Source organism: Vibrio sp. NH-7 (assembly GCF_053643215.1).
In genome coordinates this window covers 2955644-2972695 of the sequence record NZ_CM132187.1, presented here as the reverse complement: position 1 = coordinate 2972695, position 17052 = coordinate 2955644, and the positions used below count along the sequence as shown (strand labels likewise).

Here is a 17052-nt window from a genome sequence, read left to right as displayed (position 1 = left end):
TTATTTGACTTTGTCCTTGTCTGTTGAGGAAGGCGACGCCGCTTTCTCTTCGATTGGCGTCATCATCACGAGAAGCAACTTTTGCTTGATGTGTTTGGGCATGTCGGGATTGGCTAGAATCCGGCGACGCGTGAGGTCCAGAAACGACGGGAGCGGCATTTGTTGCGCGGCTTGGCTTTTGGAATGAAACATCATGCTAGAAACCTCAAAGATCATGTTCTCAGCGATGCGCTTTTCGTGTTCCAGTTGCTGATTTTTATACGCAAGAGAAGACGAGAAGTAGCCGCCTAAACCGATCAGCAATAGGCACAAAGAACTGATAACTGGGTTGCGTTGAAACAAGCGCAAGCTGCGATAAAACGGCACGTGACGTTTGAGTGAGATAGGTCTTTTCTCAAGCAGGGCTTCGATGTCTTGCTTGAGCGTTGTAACCGAGCCAAAACGCTTGGCGCTATGGTGTTCTGTTGCGCGCTGCTGAATCATGCCTAGGTCGGAAAAACGGGCTTGATGAGGGCATAGCCACATCAGTAATTTACCGAGTGCATAAATGTCGCTGCTGGCGGTCACCGGTTTGCCTTCTTGTTGCTCTGGGCTGGCGAACGCTTTGCTAAATGCGGTTAAACACTCAGAGTAACCCAATGAGACATTCGCTTTCTGAGTGAGATTGAAATCAATCAGTTTGATGTGCTGATACTCATCAACCAAGATGTTCTCCGGCTTAATATCACCGTGAACAATGCCTTGGTGATGGGAGTACTCCAGCGCGCTGCATACTTGACCAAACAGGTTCAATTTTTGTGTCAAAGAAAGAGCGTGTTGACTAAGAAATGTATCGAGCGATGTGCCTTCGACATGTTCCATCACAATGTAGACTTCGCCATTGTGGATTCCGCCATCGAAGACTTTGGCAATATTAGGGTGATTGAGCTTCGCCAGCAGTTGCGCTTCACCAAATAGCGCTCGATTGTCGAACACTTGGGCTAAATCGGATTGCAGGAGTTTGATGGCGAGCTTCTGCTCAAAGGCTTTATCAGCACGACAGGCAGCGTAAACCACGCCCATTCCTCCACGGCCGAGCTCATGGAGAATGTGGTATTTGTCGATTTGTTGATCGGTATAGTCTACTTGCGAAGAGGCACTATGCTCAAAAGTGAACTGAAACAACTGATCAAGATGATCAGAGCTTTCAGCCGCAACTAGTGGCGCAACTTGTTGATACAGTTCGGGTTGGTGCTTTTGGAGCTTGTCTAGCGCTTCTCTTTTTTGCTGGTCATCTAAATCCAACAGCAAGTAATACACTTCGGTTTTACTTGAATCTAGCTTCACTGAACGTCAGTTTATATTTCATTTTTATCGGCACAGTCTATAGAAAAACCGGGTGTCTTTCTTACTAAATTTATCGAATTTGAGAATACTTGAGTCTTATTTGATAAATCTCATAATAAAAAAGCAGCCATGAGGCTGCTTTATGACATTAATTTGTTGCTTAGCGCATGGTTACAAACTCTTCAGAGCCAGTTGGGTGAATTGCCACAACAGAGTCGAAGTCTGCTTTGGTTGCGCCCATCTTCATTGCTACGCCGAAGCCTTGAATCATCTCATCAACGGTGAAACCGATGCCGTGTAGACCAACAACTGTCTCTTCTTCGCCCGCACAAACCAGCTTCATCTTACATGGCTGACGGTGCTTAGTGACGGCGGTGTACATTGCGGTAAAGCCAGACGTATACACTTTCACGTTGTCTTTGCCGTACTTCTCTTCAGCTTCTTGCGTTGTTAGACCAATCGTGCCGATCGGTGGGTGGCTAAACACAACAGTTGGCACTAGGTTGTAGTCCATTTTCGCATTGGTTTTGCCGTTGAACAGACGCTCTGAAAGTTGGCGACCGGCTTTAACCGCAACAGGAGTCAGCTCGATACCGCCTTCCATGATGTCACCGACACAGTAGATGCCTTTGACGTTGGTCTCTTGGTATTCGTTTACTTTGATGTAACCACGGTCGTTAGTTTCAACGCCAGTAGATGCAAGGTTGATAGCATCAGTGGCAGGGTGACGGCCGATTGCCCAGATCAGTTGGTCGACGTTTTGCGTGTTGCCGTTTTCTAGGTGCAGAGTCAGGCTACCATCTGCTTCTTTTACGATCTCTTTTGGAATCGAATGCGTGTGCAGCTTTGGACCTTCTGCGTCCATTACCTCAACTAGCGTTTCAATGATCATTGGGTCAAAGCTACGTAGTGGAGATTCTTTACGCACAAACAGGTGAGTTTCAGTACCTAGCGCGTTCAGTACACCAGCGATTTCTACCGCAATGTAACCTGCGCCGATCACGGCCACGCGTTTTGGTTGCTCGTTTAGCTCGAAGAAGCCGTTAGAGTCGATGCCATATTCCGCACCTGGAATGTTCGGAATAGTCGGACGACCGCCAACAGCAATCAGGATATGATCGGCAGTGTAGTGCTCACCATTCACTTCCACTGTTTTTTCATCAACAAACTTAGCAAAGCCTTTGATGACGTTGACTTTGTTGTTGCCCAGTACGCGGTCGTAAGATTGGTGAATACGACCAATGTACGCTTGGCGACTTTCTACCAGTTTGCTCCAGTCGAAGCCTTTTACATCGATATCGAAGCCGTAGTCTTCAGCGTATAGATTCATTGCATCTGCAATTTGAGCGCCGTGCCACATCACTTTCTTCGGTACACAGCCTACATTGACACAGGTACCGCCAAGGTCTTGAGCTTCGATTAGGGCTACTTTCGCGCCGTACATCGCCGCGCGGTTTGCTGATGCGATGCCGCCTGAGCCGCCGCCGATACAGATGTAATCAAAATGAGTCGCCATTACTTTCTCCGAGCTTTTTGAATTATTGATTGCTATGCCAATGACATTGGGGCGAGGAGTCTGAAACTCAATCGCAGCACATAGCTGTCCTTATCTCTTATCATAAATCGACCATCATCGATTTCCCAATGGGAAAAAGTGCGTGTCGTTATGACATTTAGCGATAAAGCAGAGCGTTTTGGCTCTGCCGTCTAGAAATCGATTATTCCGGAACAATCCATTCCACTTTGAAATGACCGGTTGCAGGTGCGATCGCTTCCTTCAAAAATGGCAAAATTTCATTCATTTGGCTTTCTAGCTTCCATGGTGGGTTGATCACAATCATGCCCGATGCCGTCATGCCACGTTCGTTGGTGTCTGGGACAACGCCAAGTTCGATTTGTAGAATTTTGCGAATACCCAACCCTTCCAAGCCTTCAATCATGTCTTCGATGTCACAGCGGTTGACCACTGGGTACCAAATCGCATAAATGCCCGTTGCCCAGCGCTTGTAACTTTGGAAGATCGCTTGCACCACATCGCGATACTCTTTTGCCAGTTCGTAAGGTGGGTCAATCAACACCAGACCACGGCGCTCTTGCGGTGGCAAGCTCGCTTTTAGGCGTTTGAATCCATCTTCTTTATAGATGGCCACTTGGCGATCGCGATGGAACTCTTGCTCAAGCAATGGGTGATCCGCAGGGTGCAGTTCGGTTAGAACCATGCGATCTTGCGGGCGAATCTGCGCGCGTGCGACTCGTGGTGAGCCAGGGTAGTAGCGTAGAGTGTCACCGTTGTTGAGTGTTTTGATGGCGTCAAGGTAGCCCTGAAGCTCAGCTGGAATCGCTTTTTGGTCCCACACGCGGGCAATGCCTTGTTTGTATTCACCGGTTTTCTCTGACCATTCGTGAGTCAAATCGTAGCGACCAACGCCAGAGTGCGTGTCATGGTAAACAAAAGGCTTATCTTTTTGCTTTAGAGAATCCAAGATAAGGCTTTGAACAATATGCTTAATCACATCAGCGTGGTTGCCTGCGTGAAAACTGTGGCGGTAACTTAACAAAATATTTCTCTCAGAATAGGTGCAAAGAGCATGATGAATGATGGCTCTTAGTATACGTTACTATTGAAAATTGCTGAACCTACCTATATTTAGTATCTAACAGAAATAAAAGATGTCGCTGAAGAACGTCTTTGAATCAAAAGGAATGCTTTATGTCTAACCCATTACTGACTTTCACGGATCTTCCCCCGTTTTCACAGATTAAGCCTGAGCACGTTAAGCCTGCGGTAGAGCAAGCTATCGAGGCGTGCCGCGCTAAAATTGACTCGGTACTGGAAAACAATACCGCGCCAAGCTGGGAGAACGTTGTGGCGCCTATCGAAGAGGTGGATGATCACTTAAGTCGTATTTGGTCTCCGGTGAGCCACATGAACTCAGTGGTCAATAGTGATGAGCTGCGTGAAGCATACGAAAGCTGCCTACCATTACTTTCTGAGTACGGTACTTGGGTTGGTCAGCACAAAGGACTGTTTGAAGCGTACAAAGCGATCAAAGCGAGCGATGCGTTTGCGAAACTGAGCCAAGCGCAGCAGAAAACCATTACTGATTCTCTACGCGACTTTGAGCTGTCGGGCATTGGCTTGCCTGCGGATGAGCAGCATCGTTATGGTGAGATCAGCAAACGTATGTCTGAGCTAGGTTCTAAATTCTCTAACAACGTGCTAGATGCCACTATGGGTTGGACTAAGCATGTTGCAGATGAGAAAGAGCTTGCGGGTATGCCAGAGTCAGCGCTAGCGGCAGCCAAAGCCGCGGCAGAAGCCAAAGAGCTTGAGGGCTACTTGCTCACGCTTGATATCCCGTCTTACCTACCCGTGATGACGTACTGTGATAACCAAGAGCTACGCAAAGAGTTGTATGAAGCGTACGTGACGCGAGCGTCAGACCGAGGTCCGAAAGCAGGTGAGTGGGACAACACAGAAATCATCAATGAACAGCTCAAGCTGCGCCATGAGATTGCTCGTATGCTTGGTTTTAATACCTACAGCGAGAAGTCTCTAGCAACCAAAATGGCAGAGAATACCTCTCAAGTACTTGGTTTCTTAAATGATTTGGCGAGCAAAGCGAAACCGCAAGGCGAGCGTGAGGTAGAAGAATTGCGTCAATTCGCTAAAGCCGAGTTCGGTGTGGAAGAGCTCAACTTGTGGGATATCGCTTACTACAGCGAAAAACAAAAGCAGCACCTATTCCAAATCTCGGATGAAGAGCTGCGTCCTTACTTCCCTGAGTCGAAAGCCGTGAGTGGTCTGTTTGAAGTGCTAAAACGTGTCTTCGGCATGACGGTTCAAGAGCGAGAGGGCGTAGATACATGGCATGAGTCAGTACGCTTTTTCGATATTTTCGATGCTGACAACAACTTGCGTGGCAGCTTCTACCTAGACTTGTATGCTCGTGAACATAAACGCGGTGGTGCGTGGATGGATGAGTGTCGAGTGCGTCGTATCAATGCTCAAGGTGAACTGCAATCGCCTGTGGCGTATCTGACGTGTAACTTTAACCGCCCAGTGGGAGACAAGCCTGCGCTGTTCACCCATGATGAAGTGGTGACGCTATTCCACGAGTTTGGTCATGGTATTCACCATATGTTGACGCAAGTGGATACCGGTGCGGTATCGGGCATCAACGGTGTGCCGTGGGATGCGGTTGAATTGCCAAGCCAGTTCCTAGAAAACTGGTGCTGGGAAGAAGAAGCGCTGGCGTTTATCTCGGGTCACTTTGAAACGGGTGAGCCACTGCCAAAAGAAATGCTGGATAAGATGCTGGCGGCGAAGAACTTCCAATCAGCGATGTTTATTTTGCGCCAGTTAGAATTTGGCTTGTTTGATTTCACGCTGCACACGGAATTTGATCCGGAAGTAGGACCTCGTGTCTTAGAAACCCTAGCTGAAGTGAAGTCGAAAGTGGCGGTGTTGCCAAGCTTAGAGTGGAACCGTTTCTCGCATAGCTTTAGCCATATTTTTGCTGGTGGTTACAGCGCGGGTTACTACAGCTACCTGTGGGCGGAAGTGTTGTCGTCGGATGCTTTCTCACGTTTTGAAGAAGAAGGCATCTTCAACGCGGAAACCGGTCAAAGCTTCTTAAACAACATTCTAGAAATGGGTGGCAGTGAAGAGCCAATGGAGCTGTTTAAACGCTTCCGTGGTCGTGAGCCTCAAATTGATGCGCTATTGCGCCACTCGGGTATCAGCGCTTAATTTGTTTTAGTCGCAATCATAAAACGCTCCTGATTCATTGAGTCAGGGGCGTTTTTTATTGATATGATAATCACCTTAGTACGCAAGGAGGTTATATGCTGAAACTAGGTAAGATGTTTGTATTGAGCGCATTAGTACTACTAGGTGCGTCTGGTTGTGCGGAGTTAAAGCAAGCAGGTACGGAAATTGGTCATGCGACTCGTGATGCTGCGACAACCATTGGTCATGCAACGCGAGACACCACCAAAGCCATTGGCCATGCCTCACGTGACGCCGTGAATTCAGTCAAAGAAGACTTGAACGACGGTAACTAACCAGCCAGCTTTCCACGTAATAACTTATCAACGGATAGTGGTCCTGGTCCCCATACCACAACGATTAGGATCATTAACCCCCATAGTTGGTGGTCATAAAAGCCTTGCTCCCATAATACCGGGTAAGAGACGACGGCAATAATGTTGAACGCAAATAGCATCGCCGCAGTGGGTCTTGTCAACAAGCCCAACGCAACAAAGATAGGCAAGATAAGCTCTGCACCCGTTCCCAAATAAGCCGCCAGTTGCCAAGGTAGTAGCGGAACCTGGTATTCATATTCAAATAAGAACAGTGTGCTATCCCATGTCGATATTTTGGTTAAGCCCGCATTGAAAAAGACCCAAGCGACCCACACTCGACAAAAAAGCAAAAGTAATGGCACCACAACTGACTGCGATTTTTCGATCAGCGCGTCGTAGTGATTGAGCATGTTTTTTATAGATTCAGACATCGTGTCCCCTTACCGCGCGAGCGAAAATCCAGCAACCATGTTGCTTTCGACAAAATAATTTAGGTGTTGAAGTGTATGAGGTGGTATCTCACCCAAGGTGCGACCAGAATGCAGGTGTTGCAGCAGTTCAAAAGCCTCACCGTCGAGAGACTGCATCCACACTTCACCCTGTTGGGAGCAGCAAATCACGCCCTGTTGAGGCTTATCTAAAACCAAATCATCAAACTGATTGCTCTCAATGGCCGTTTTTAGCGCAAATAGCGCATATTGGGATTGAAATGGCATCACACCTGGCCACAAATGTAGATGAATTGAGGTTTGCTGCGTCGGCTCTACCTCGGCTAGCTTGGTTAAAGGCAATAGAGTGTCTGGCGCAGATACATTGCCTTGTTGCTGCTGAGCCATATCGATACACCATTCGAAACGGGCGACATCGGCGGCATAAGGCGCAGCTTCAACAACCGCAGGGAAGCGTTCGATAGTGTGCGAAAAATACTCTCCATAGTCACTGACATCCCCGACTTGCAATGGGTGGGCAAGCACATGCTGGCGGGCTAATTGGCCAAAGCACTCTTCGCCAACCAAAGCGCAAACCATGGGGTACGTTGCCTCTAGAACTTCACTCAAGCCAATGATGAAGTTGTTGCGATAAATCTGCATACGTTCATCAGCGGTAAAGTGGTCGCTGACTATCTCACACTCTTCACCGGTTGCTTGGTAGTGCAGCGCCTTGGCAAATTGATGTTGTAACTGGGCTAGGGAAAGAGTCATGACGCTCTCCTTGGCTGATTTTCTTCAAGATGCTGGTGCAGATAATCATTCGCTTTGTCAGCTTCCGCGAGTAAAACCTCAGGCTGCGGAATATCGAGATCCCATTCGATGAGCGTATGGCGAGATCCGTGTTGCGATAGCCATTGTGTGTAGAGTTGCCAAACTTCGCCACTGACTGGTTGGCTATGGGTATCAATCCAGACTTCGCCTTTCTCTAGCTGTTTGATGGTGAATCCTGCCAAATGAATTTCATCCACATGCTCAGCCGGAATCGCATCCAAATAGGTCTGGGTATCGAAGCCGTGATTGAAAGCGGAAACGTGAATATTGTTTAAATCCAATAGAAGTCGACAATCAGTGCGACGCTGAACCTCTGCAAGAAACTCCCACTCAGGAATGGTGGAATGGGCAAACTTAACGTAGCTTGACGGATTTTCTATCAGGATTGGGCGTTGTAAGTGGTCTTGTACTTCCGCGACGTTACGACAAAAAACGTCTAGCGCTTCAACGGTGTAGGGAAGTGGCAGCAGGTCATTGAAGTGGTGACCGCCGTTTTCACTCCAGCTTAAATGGTCAGAGACAAGAAACGGCTCTAACTCGTCGACTAAGCTTTTGAGTTGTTGAAGGTGTGTTCTATCTACCCGAGCAACACTGCCTAAAGATAAACCAATCCCATGACAGCTAATTTGGTAGTCTTGGGCGATTTGGCGCAGTTGCTGGCGAGCGGCTGAGTAAGGACGAAAGTAGTTTTCGCTGTGGATTTCTAACCAAGAGAGCGCAGGCTTCTGGTGGGTAAAATAATCCAAGTGTGGCGTTCGCAACCCCACACCAATATGGTTGTGATAGTTATGATTTTTCACGGGCGAATCCTTGGCGAGTGGGGGAAGGTAAACGGCTTGTTGAGCCTAAACCGTTTACCTTACGGACAGACAATAGGTGTTATGAAGATTGAGTGCTGCCGCCTGTCAACTTGCCACACAGTCCTTTAGGGACAACCACAAACGCGTCAGTTTGATTGTCTTCTTTTGCAGTACCCGCACATGAACTGGTTTTAGTTGCACAGTCATTTTTACCCGCTTTAGAGACGCCGTAGCATTTCTCTTTTTCTGCCGCTAGCGCAGGGGCAGCAGTCAACATTGAACCACCTAGAGCCAGTAAACCCGTAACAGCAGCAGTAACAGCAAGATTCGATTTTTTCATTGTATTATCCTCAGACTTAATTCCTTTACTTATGTGGGCAAGTGGCGGTTGTTTTTCCAGCAACTTGCTTACTAAACAAGATAGAAAGGGGATGAAAAAACTTTCAAAAAATTTATCGAAAACCACTGATCCATTTTTATTTTTATTTAAGTGGTTAATTTATATCGATTTTTATCGCGTAAATTTTTCTTGTTTTTGTTCTGAAATGCGGGGGCTGTTTAGGTTATAATCACTTTTCATGTATAGATAACCAGTAGCTGAGCACAGAATGGATCCTTCATTACTCCTCGATGGTCTGAACGATAAACAGCGTGAAGCCGTTGCCGCCCCTCTAGAAAACTTACTTGTCCTTGCTGGTGCGGGAAGTGGTAAGACACGAGTCCTAGTGCACCGCATTGCTTGGTTAATGTCGGTTGAGCAGGCATCACCGTTTTCTATCATGTCGGTGACCTTTACCAACAAGGCCGCGGCAGAAATGCGTGGTCGTATTGAAGAGTTAATGATGGGCAGTGCCTCTGGGATGTGGAACGGGACTTTCCATGGTATTTGCCATCGAATCCTTCGCGCTCACTATCTTGATGCCAAGCTGCCAGAAGACTTCCAGATCATCGATAGTGACGATCAGCAACGCTTACTACGCCGCTTAATTAAGGCACAAAATCTGGATGAGAAACAGTGGCCAGCACGCCAGGTCAGCTGGTGGATTAACGGTAAAAAAGATGAAGGTCTTCGCCCGAATCACATTGATGCCTATGGCGATCCAATCACCAAAACTTACCTTCAACTGTATACCGCGTATCAAGAAGCGTGCGATCGTGCTGGCTTAGTCGACTTTGCCGAAATTCTACTTCGTGCCCATGAACTTCTGCGCGATAAAAAGCACATTCGTGAGCATTACCAAGCGCGCTTTAAGCACATTCTGGTTGACGAATTCCAAGATACCAACAACATCCAATATGCTTGGTTGCGTATGATGGCAGGGCCAGATTCGCATGTAATGATTGTTGGGGATGACGACCAATCTATCTATGGTTGGCGTGGTGCTAAAATCGAAAACATCGAGAAGTTCACCTTAGAGTTTCCAAGCGTGAATACCATTCGTTTGGAGCAAAACTACCGCTCAACCAAAACCATCCTTGAAGCATCGAATGCTCTGATCGCCAATAACACTGAGCGCATGGGTAAAGAGTTGTGGACGGAAGGCGCGGAAGGTGAGCCTATTTCGGTTTATTCGGCTTACAACGAGCTTGATGAAGCACGCTTTGCCGTCAACAAAGTGAAAGAGTGGCAAGACAAAGGCGGTGCTTTGAATGATGCCGCCATGCTCTACCGCAACAACGCCCAGTCACGTGTTCTAGAAGAAGCGCTAATCCAAGCGGGGTTGCCTTACCGAATCTATGGCGGAATGCGATTCTTCGAGCGTCAAGAAATTAAAGATGCTCTTAGTTACCTGCGTTTGATGGCCAACCGCAACGACGACGCAGCATTTGAACGTGTTGTGAATACTCCGACTCGTGGCTTGGGTGATAAAACCTTAGAAACGATTCGCTTTGCCGCCCGAGATCAAGGTTGCACGATGTGGGAAGCGAGCATTCGCCTGCTAGACGATAAAGTGCTGGCTGGCCGTGCTGCAGGTGCCCTGAGTCGTTTTGTTGAATTGGTCAACGCACTAGAAGATGACACCTGTGAAATGCCGCTGCATGAACAAACCGACCACGTGATCAAGTATTCGGGTCTGTTCGCCATGTACGAGCAAGAGAAAGGTGAAAAGTCTAAAGCGCGTATTGAGAACTTGGAAGAGCTAGTTACGGCAACCCGCCAATTTGAAAAACCAGAAGAAGCGGAAGAGATGACGCTATTGACTGCGTTTTTAACTCACGCGGCTTTAGAAGCGGGAGAAGGCCAAGCGGATGAGTTTGAGGATGCCGTCCAACTGATGACGCTACACAGCGCTAAAGGCCTTGAGTTTCCATTGGTCTTTATGGTCGGTGTCGAAGAGGGGATGTTCCCAAGCCAGATGTCTGCGGAAGAAGCGGGCCGCTTGGAAGAGGAGCGTCGCCTTTGTTATGTGGGCATGACTCGTGCGATGGAAAAGCTCTACATCACCTACGCGGAAATGCGTCGCTTGTACGGTCAAGATAAGTACCACAAGCCGTCACGCTTTATCCGTGAGTTGCCAGAAACCTGTCTGGATGAAGTGCGTATGAAGGCGCAGGTAAGCAGGCCAACCAGTTCGGGTCGCTTTAGCCAAACTGTGGTGAAAGAGAACTTCAATGAAACAGGTTTTAGTTTGGGTTCACGCGTTATGCATCCGAAATTTGGCGAAGGCACTATCATTAACTTTGAAGGCAGTGGCCCGCAAAGCCGAGTTCAAGTTGCTTTTAACGGCGAAGGGATCAAATGGCTGGTAACGGCGTACGCTAAATTAGAAAAGTTGTAGTTTCTGTAAGTGATTTTCAAAATGTTTGAGCTTTAGACGAGGCGACCAATCAAGCGAGACCCCTGAGCATAGTAAACCGATGTGATGGGGCTGGTTGAAAGTGAAAGCGGCCAACGTAGCAGCTATAGTTCAATTATGTAGATAAAAGATAAAGAAAAACCCCGAGGGCTTGCGCCCATCGGGGTTATAGTCTTACTCGCAGCAATCCGGCTACTAAAAGTGCTCCATGCATCAAATCCTTGATAGTATGCTGATGTCCTTCAGCTTAGTCCTTTTCTCGCCATCCTAGCGGTGTCCTTGACCCTATCCTGGTCCACTAACAATCCTCGTTAGCTCACTTCGCTTGTTCCCTGAGCGGTGTCCCTTTCATCATCCTGATGATCGTTCCTTGCCTCGTCCAGAGGTGTCCATTTCCCTTCCTTAGTAGCAACCATCCTAGTCACTATTGCGTCCGTTCAATGTCCAATTTGCTATCCGTGCCGATTACTCATCCTAAGCAACCGTATCTTCTTCCTGAAGATTACCTAATCCGTGGTAATTTCCTGTTCCGTGTCAGCATCCTTCCGACAAGGTTCATATTACGCCAGTCGTAGATTTCAGCAATATGACGAAAACGATTTCCTAATAATCTCTTTGGCTTTTTTTTGTACAAAGCCATCTAAATCAGTTACTTATGTGTTTATAGTGATATTACTCTTAGCTAAAAAGCTATTTTTGCTCACTCACTTGTAAGAGATCTCGCACAAAGCTTCGGGGTGATCGTTGATCAAACCTCTCACGCTTAAATCCAATAATGACGTTTTTTTGCACACAAATTCACTCTTCGGCGAATAAAAATGCCTCTAAAAGCAGGATTGGTGACTAACTATTCGCCAAGGTTGTGGAGGCTAAATCAGTAAACTGCTTGCCGATTGCCACAAAATGCCTGCCCCAATGAGTGAAAAGATCACGCCACACAATCCATCAATATATAGGGTGATGGCCTGCAACTTGCGCTGCATCCGTTGTGTGGACAGCGCCCAAGCCAAAAATGAGAACCAAGCTAAAGAGAGTATCCACAAAATGGCGAGTGCAGCGCCTTTTCCACTCAGAGACATCGTTGCGGGAACCAGTGATGACATGAGGCTCACAAAAAAGACCAACGCTTTTGGGTTGAGGATGTTGGTCGCAAAGCCACGAGAGAAGGCTTGGCGTTTGTTACTGAGCAGCAACTGGGGAGCTTCGATATGGGTTGTGCTTGCGGGCTCGCGCTGCCAACTTACCCAAGCTGCTTTTAAGGCCCCATAACCCAAGTAGAACAGGTAGCTGCCGCCGGCAATTTGTACCAAAGCAAACAGAGTCGGCTGCTGATGCACTAAGTAACTGACGCCCGTTAAACTCAAAATTGAGTGGAGCAAAATGCCACAAGATAGCCCGAGTGCGATGTACAAACCGGTTTGGCGACCATAGCGTGTCGCGTTTTGTACGACGAGGGCAAAATCTGGGCCTGGGCTCATAAGGGCAATGAAGTGGACGGTTGCTAACGTTGCAAGGATGGTGATTTCACTCATGGTAGTCACTGTTTAATACGAAATTTCGCTTAGTGTGCCAAATTCATTGAATGAGGAATTGTAAATTATTGGCACTAGCCAACTTGAGAAGGGGAGACGCCGTAGGTGGCTTTAAATGCTTTGCTGAAGTGGGCTTGATCGTAAAAGCCGATTTGGTGAGCGACATCGGTACCGCAGACTCCGCTTTTGAGAAGCTTCATGCCGTGCTCAAGGCGCAAGCGACTTAGCCAAGCGTATGGGGTTAGGCCCACTTTCGCCTTGAAGTGGCGTTGAAATTGAGTGGGACTCAACTGGCATAAGCTCGATAACTGCTCCAGTTTGACGGGCTGGTCAAGATTCGCCATCAAGTACTCTTTAAGTGTCGCTACCGATTGATTGCCCAATGGCACGACGCTTTTTTGCTCCTTCGCCCCATACTGCTCAAATAACCGAGCAAAACCTTCATAGGGTAAACAGTCTTGTGCGAGTTGACTGAGGCTAGGATTTGCTAGGCTCTGATGTAGCTCCACTAAGGTATTGAATAAAAAGGTATCGTTAATCACCAACTGGTTAAATCCCACCATGTCGGATGATCGTTTTAGATCCGCAAGATCACTAAGCCAGTGTGGATCCAATGAGAAGACTTTCACTTGGTAACCTGAGTCGAGCTTGGATTGCCCATCATGCATTTCGTCAGGCGGCATTAAGACGATTTGCCCCTTTCCTGCATGATATGAGTTGCCTTGATAATGAAACTTCTGCTCACCTTGAGTGATAAGGCCAATATGGAAATCAAGATGATAGTGGCGTTGAAAGGCAAACGTTCGGTAGTTTGCGTCGATCAAACCTATCTCTTGATTGGGTACTGTTTGGTATTGAACCTTATCCATAAATACAAAAAAGCTTGGCGAATATATCACCAAGCTTAGCGCGACTGTTTGAGTATGTCTTGTAAAAAACGATCACTTGGCCAAAGCGGCTTTACGTGTTTGTCGATTCGTTTTAAGGCCATCAAAGCTGAAGATGACTAAGGCACCCCAGATAAAGGCAAAGGTAATGGCTTTGTCTGCCGTGAAGGCTTCACCGTAGACCAAGACGGCGAGCAAAAACATCAAACTTGGGCCAATGTATTGGAAAAAACCCAATGTTGATAGCTTCAATCGTGTTGCTGCGCCTGTGAAGCAAAGCAGTGGCAAGGTTGTAATAACACCTGCGGAAATCAGTAACAGATTGAGTGTCATTGGGTTGTTCATCAAATCAGATGTGGCGCTATCTGCAATCCAAACTAGGTAGATGGCGGCCGCAGGGAGCATGATAAGAGTTTCGATAAACAATCCAGTTTGCGCATCCAAGCTCACTTTCTTACGTAGCAAGCCATAAAAGCCAAAGCTGAGGGCAAGCGCGATTGCCACGGTTGGTACTGAGCCAAACGCTATCAGCTGAACCAACACGCCACACGCAGCGAGCACTACCGCAAACCACTGAAGCTTTCTGAGTCGTTCGCCAAGAAACAGCATGCCGAGTAATACATTGATCAGTGGGTTAATGTAGTAGCCTAAACTGGCATCCAGCATATGGTTGGCGTTGACTGCCCAAATAAAAATCAGCCAGTTAACCCCGACCAAAAGTGAGGTCGAGATGAGAAACGCCATCTTCTTTTTTGAGCGAAGTACGTCACGAACCCCGCGCCAACGACGGCCGATATGGAGCAAGAAAGCCAGCAGAACAAAAGACCAGACCACGCGGTGACTTAAGATCTCAAGCGGAGAGACATCGCTGATGGCTTTAAAGTAGATAGGGGCGATACCCCACATGGTGTAGGCTCCGATGGCAAGCAGTACCCCTTGCCGAGCTTTTTGTTGTTCTTCTAGTGTCATCGGTCGGTTCCCAACACTTCGTTTACAAAATGAAACATCCAGTATACGAATGACTCTGATAATCACCTAGTAATTTGCAGTTTTATTCACCATCAATCCCAATTACAATTAGCGTTTTGCTCTTCTGCACATCACCCCTAACTGAGAATTCAATGACTGCCACACTGTTAGCTGAACAATCTGAACCGATCCTCACTCCGCAAAGTGTTTTGGAGGAGGTGTTTGGTTATCAAACGTTCCGCGATGGTCAACGAGAGGTGATTGAATCTGCGGTAGCAGGACAAGACAGCCTAGTGATCATGCCAACCGGTGGCGGTAAGTCGCTGTGCTACCAAATTCCGGCACTTGTTCGCAGCGGCCTGACGTTGGTGATCTCCCCTTTGATTTCGCTGATGAAAGACCAAGTCGACCAGCTAAAAGCCAATGGTGTCGCGGCGGAGTGCATCAATTCCACCATGTCTCGGGAAGAGTTGATTGCGGTGTACAATCGCATGAATGCTGGCGTGACTAAGCTCGTGTATGTTTCCCCTGAGCGAGTGTTAATGCGTGACTTTATTGAAAGGCTGCAAGGTCTACCGTTGTCGATGATTGCGGTGGATGAAGCGCACTGCATTTCCCAATGGGGACATGATTTTCGTCCTGAGTACGCATCGTTAGGTCAACTGAAACAAGCATTCTCTCATGTGCCCGTGATGGCGCTGACGGCAACCGCTGACGATGCAACGCGCAAAGACATCATGCAGCGTTTGCAACTGAATGATCCGCACACCTATTTGGGCAGTTTCGACCGACCGAATATCCGTTACACGCTAGTGGAAAAGCACAAACCTGTCTCTCAGGTGGTGCGTTTTCTTGAAGGCCAACGTGGTCAATGCGGCATCATTTACTGCGGTAGCCGTAAAAAAGTGGAAATGGTCACCGAAAAACTGTGCAACAACGGTCTGCGGGCGGCGAGCTATCACGCTGGGCTGGATGCCGATGAGCGAGCCTACGTCCAAGACGCCTTCCAGCGTGACGATTTGCAAATTGTTGTGGCGACCGTCGCCTTCGGTATGGGAATAAACAAACCCAACGTGCGCTTTGTGGTTCACTTTGATATTCCACGTAATATCGAGTCTTACTACCAGGAGACGGGGCGAGCAGGGCGAGATGGCTTACCCGCAGAAGCGATGATGCTGTATGACCCTGCGGATATCGGCTGGTTGCGTCGCATGCTGGATGAAAAAGATGATGGCCCACAAAAGCAGGTTGAGGCGCACAAACTGAATGCGATGAGTGCCTTTGCGGAAGCGCAAACTTGTCGTCGCCAAGTGCTATTGAATTACTTTGGTGAGTATCGCGAGCAGCCGTGTGGCAACTGCGATATTTGCCTCGATCCCCCCAAGCATTTTGATGCCACAGAGCAGGCGCAAAAAGCGCTTTCGTGCGTCTATCGGGTGAATCAAAGTTTTGGTATTGGCTATGTGGTCGAAGTGCTGCGCGGCATGCAAAATATCCGAGTACGCGAAAACGGTCACGACAAGCTGTCTACTTACGGTCTTGGTCGAGAAAACAGCCATGACTATTGGGTGAGTATATTCCGTCAACTGATCCACAAAGGGTTACTGTTTCAAAACATCACCCGTAATTCCACCTTGCAACTGACGCCAGAAGCGCGACCTCTATTGCGTGGTGAAGTGTCATTGGAGTTAGCGGTGCCTCGCTTAGACACCGCAGCAAGGGCGGCCAAATCAGACAAGCTTGTCAGCAAAAACTACGATAAAAAGCTGTTTGCCAAATTGCGCAAATTACGTAAAGCGATTGCAGATGAAGATGGCTTACCACCTTATGTGGTGTTCAGTGATGCCACATTAATTGATATGGCTGAAATTCTGCCGACATCTTACGGAGAAATGTTGGCGGTCAACGGTGTGGGCCAACGCAAGTTGGAAAAATACGCCGATCCTTTCTTAGATTTGATTCAGGAGCATTTAACCCATCATGGTTGATTCGACGCAAAAGGAATTTGGTTTAGCTGAATACCAGCAACAAGAAGGACGGATCGTGATCACGGCGCCGCGTTTTGATTTTGACAGCTTTCCTGAGCTAGCGGAGAAGTTGGTCAAGTCGCTGTCAGCGTCGGTGATTGAGAAGCAGTGGGATGCCGATATCCACTCATGGTTGATTGATTTTGAAGGTTGCCAACTGTTCTTAAAGTCAGAGCATTACAGCGAAAGTGTTTGGTTTGAAGCGCTGGCTATTGATGATTCAAAAGAAGAACTCGACTTTCTCGCTGGGCTGTTTCAACGCGGCTTTTAGTGCCAAAATAATACGCCAACGATTGCGTAATAACTCTTGCTTGCGGCGTGAATTGGTTAATGTATAATCGCCCGCCGCGCTATGAGTCACAT

At 47.7% G+C, this 17052-nt stretch carries 15 protein-coding genes; 5 read left to right on the top strand and 10 right to left on the bottom strand.

Going from position 1 to position 17052, the window contains the following annotated elements; all coding sequences use genetic code 11:
* From ACUALS_RS13825 to ACUALS_RS13815, 3 genes are all read right to left on the bottom strand, one after another.
* Nucleotides 1–1326: a serine/threonine protein kinase gene (locus ACUALS_RS13825; RefSeq protein WP_454448539.1), complete on the bottom strand. Its 1326-nt coding sequence runs from the start codon at nt 1324–1326 to the stop codon at nt 1–3.
* Nucleotides 1327–1486: 160 nt separating this feature from the next.
* On the bottom strand, nt 1487–2842 hold the full coding sequence (gene gorA / locus ACUALS_RS13820; protein WP_038139790.1) for a glutathione-disulfide reductase: 1356 nt from the start codon (nt 2840–2842) through the stop codon (nt 1487–1489).
* 202 nt (nt 2843–3044) lie between these two features.
* Nucleotides 3045–3884 (bottom strand): 23S rRNA (adenine(2030)-N(6))-methyltransferase RlmJ, encoded by an 840-nt coding sequence (locus ACUALS_RS13815; RefSeq protein ID WP_454448538.1) that lies wholly within the window; start codon nt 3882–3884, stop codon nt 3045–3047.
* A 152-nt stretch (nt 3885–4036) separates the two neighbouring features.
* Here ACUALS_RS13815 and prlC point away from each other — a divergent pair, with 152 nt between their 5' ends.
* Complete coding sequence (prlC, locus tag ACUALS_RS13810; RefSeq protein WP_038216027.1) at nt 4037–6079, top strand: oligopeptidase A; 2043 nt, start codon at nt 4037–4039, stop codon at nt 6077–6079.
* A 95-nt stretch (nt 6080–6174) separates the two neighbouring features.
* Nucleotides 6175–6393, top strand: coding sequence for a hypothetical protein (locus ACUALS_RS13805; RefSeq protein ID WP_043887271.1), 219 nt, complete (start codon nt 6175–6177; stop codon nt 6391–6393).
* On the opposite strand, the gene ACUALS_RS13800 is transcribed toward ACUALS_RS13805, so the two are convergent.
* The 4 genes from ACUALS_RS13800 to ACUALS_RS13785 form a co-directional block, all read right to left on the bottom strand.
* Nucleotides 6390–6845, bottom strand: a complete 456-nt coding sequence (locus tag ACUALS_RS13800) for a DoxX family protein (RefSeq protein ID WP_038193125.1) — start codon at nt 6843–6845, stop codon at nt 6390–6392. The two genes, ACUALS_RS13805 and ACUALS_RS13800, sit on opposite strands and share 4 nt — an antisense overlap.
* Nucleotides 6846–6854: 9 nt before the next feature.
* Nucleotides 6855–7616, bottom strand: a complete 762-nt coding sequence (locus ACUALS_RS13795; RefSeq protein ID WP_454448537.1) for an HvfC/BufC N-terminal domain-containing protein — start codon at nt 7614–7616, stop codon at nt 6855–6857.
* Nucleotides 7613–8476: an MNIO family bufferin maturase gene (bufB, locus tag ACUALS_RS13790; RefSeq protein WP_454448536.1), complete on the bottom strand. Its 864-nt coding sequence runs from the start codon at nt 8474–8476 to the stop codon at nt 7613–7615. Before bufB ends, ACUALS_RS13795 begins: the two co-directional genes overlap by 4 nt.
* Nucleotides 8477–8555: 79 nt before the next feature.
* Entirely contained in the window at nt 8556–8816 is a 261-nt protein-coding gene (locus ACUALS_RS13785) for a BufA1 family periplasmic bufferin-type metallophore (RefSeq protein ID WP_005475027.1), read from the bottom strand.
* A gap of 268 nt (nt 8817–9084) precedes the next feature.
* Here ACUALS_RS13785 and uvrD point away from each other — a divergent pair, with 268 nt between their 5' ends.
* Nucleotides 9085–11256 (top strand): DNA helicase II, encoded by a 2172-nt coding sequence (gene uvrD / locus ACUALS_RS13780; protein ID WP_005475069.1) that lies wholly within the window; start codon nt 9085–9087, stop codon nt 11254–11256.
* Between the two features lie 887 nt (nt 11257–12143).
* Here the strand turns inward: uvrD and ACUALS_RS13775 are convergent.
* From ACUALS_RS13775 to rarD, 3 genes are all read right to left on the bottom strand, one after another.
* A complete protein-coding gene (locus ACUALS_RS13775) occupies nt 12144–12806 on the bottom strand; it encodes a LysE family translocator (RefSeq protein WP_039481820.1) in 663 nt (220 codons plus the stop codon).
* A gap of 74 nt (nt 12807–12880) precedes the next feature.
* Entirely contained in the window at nt 12881–13675 is a 795-nt protein-coding gene (locus ACUALS_RS13770; RefSeq protein ID WP_334475462.1) for an AraC family transcriptional regulator, read from the bottom strand.
* A gap of 72 nt (nt 13676–13747) precedes the next feature.
* On the bottom strand, nt 13748–14662 hold the full coding sequence (rarD, locus tag ACUALS_RS13765; RefSeq protein WP_454448535.1) for an EamA family transporter RarD: 915 nt from the start codon (nt 14660–14662) through the stop codon (nt 13748–13750).
* A gap of 152 nt (nt 14663–14814) precedes the next feature.
* Between rarD and recQ the strand changes: the two genes are divergently transcribed.
* Nucleotides 14815–16650: an ATP-dependent DNA helicase RecQ gene (recQ, locus tag ACUALS_RS13760; RefSeq protein WP_454448534.1), complete on the top strand. Its 1836-nt coding sequence runs from the start codon at nt 14815–14817 to the stop codon at nt 16648–16650.
* Nucleotides 16643–16960 (top strand): DUF3630 family protein, encoded by a 318-nt coding sequence (locus tag ACUALS_RS13755; RefSeq protein WP_005475036.1) that lies wholly within the window; start codon nt 16643–16645, stop codon nt 16958–16960. Before recQ ends, ACUALS_RS13755 begins: the two co-directional genes overlap by 8 nt.
* The last annotated feature ends 92 nt before the right edge of the window (nt 16961–17052 follow it).

Excerpts from the sequence above, each read along its gene's own strand:
- gorA (WP_038139790.1), bottom strand. The coding sequence starts at position 2,842 with ATGGCGACTCATTTTGATTACATCTGTATCGGCGGCGGCTCAGGCGGC.
- prlC (WP_038216027.1), top strand. The coding sequence starts at position 4,037 with ATGTCTAACCCATTACTGACTTTCACGGATCTTCCCCCGTTTTCACAG.
- ACUALS_RS13805 (WP_043887271.1), top strand. The coding sequence starts at position 6,175 with ATGCTGAAACTAGGTAAGATGTTTGTATTGAGCGCATTAGTACTACTA.
- ACUALS_RS13800 (WP_038193125.1), bottom strand. The coding sequence starts at position 6,845 with ATGTCTGAATCTATAAAAAACATGCTCAATCACTACGACGCGCTGATC.
- ACUALS_RS13795 (WP_454448537.1), bottom strand. The coding sequence starts at position 7,616 with ATGACTCTTTCCCTAGCCCAGTTACAACATCAATTTGCCAAGGCGCTG.
- ACUALS_RS13785 (WP_005475027.1), bottom strand. The coding sequence starts at position 8,816 with ATGAAAAAATCGAATCTTGCTGTTACTGCTGCTGTTACGGGTTTACTG.
- uvrD (WP_005475069.1), top strand. The coding sequence starts at position 9,085 with ATGGATCCTTCATTACTCCTCGATGGTCTGAACGATAAACAGCGTGAA.
- ACUALS_RS13775 (WP_039481820.1), bottom strand. The coding sequence starts at position 12,806 with ATGAGTGAAATCACCATCCTTGCAACGTTAGCAACCGTCCACTTCATT.
- ACUALS_RS13770 (WP_334475462.1), bottom strand. The coding sequence starts at position 13,675 with ATGGATAAGGTTCAATACCAAACAGTACCCAATCAAGAGATAGGTTTG.
- rarD (WP_454448535.1), bottom strand. The coding sequence starts at position 14,662 with ATGACACTAGAAGAACAACAAAAAGCTCGGCAAGGGGTACTGCTTGCC.
- recQ (WP_454448534.1), top strand. The coding sequence starts at position 14,815 with ATGACTGCCACACTGTTAGCTGAACAATCTGAACCGATCCTCACTCCG.
- ACUALS_RS13755 (WP_005475036.1), top strand. The coding sequence starts at position 16,643 with ATGGTTGATTCGACGCAAAAGGAATTTGGTTTAGCTGAATACCAGCAA.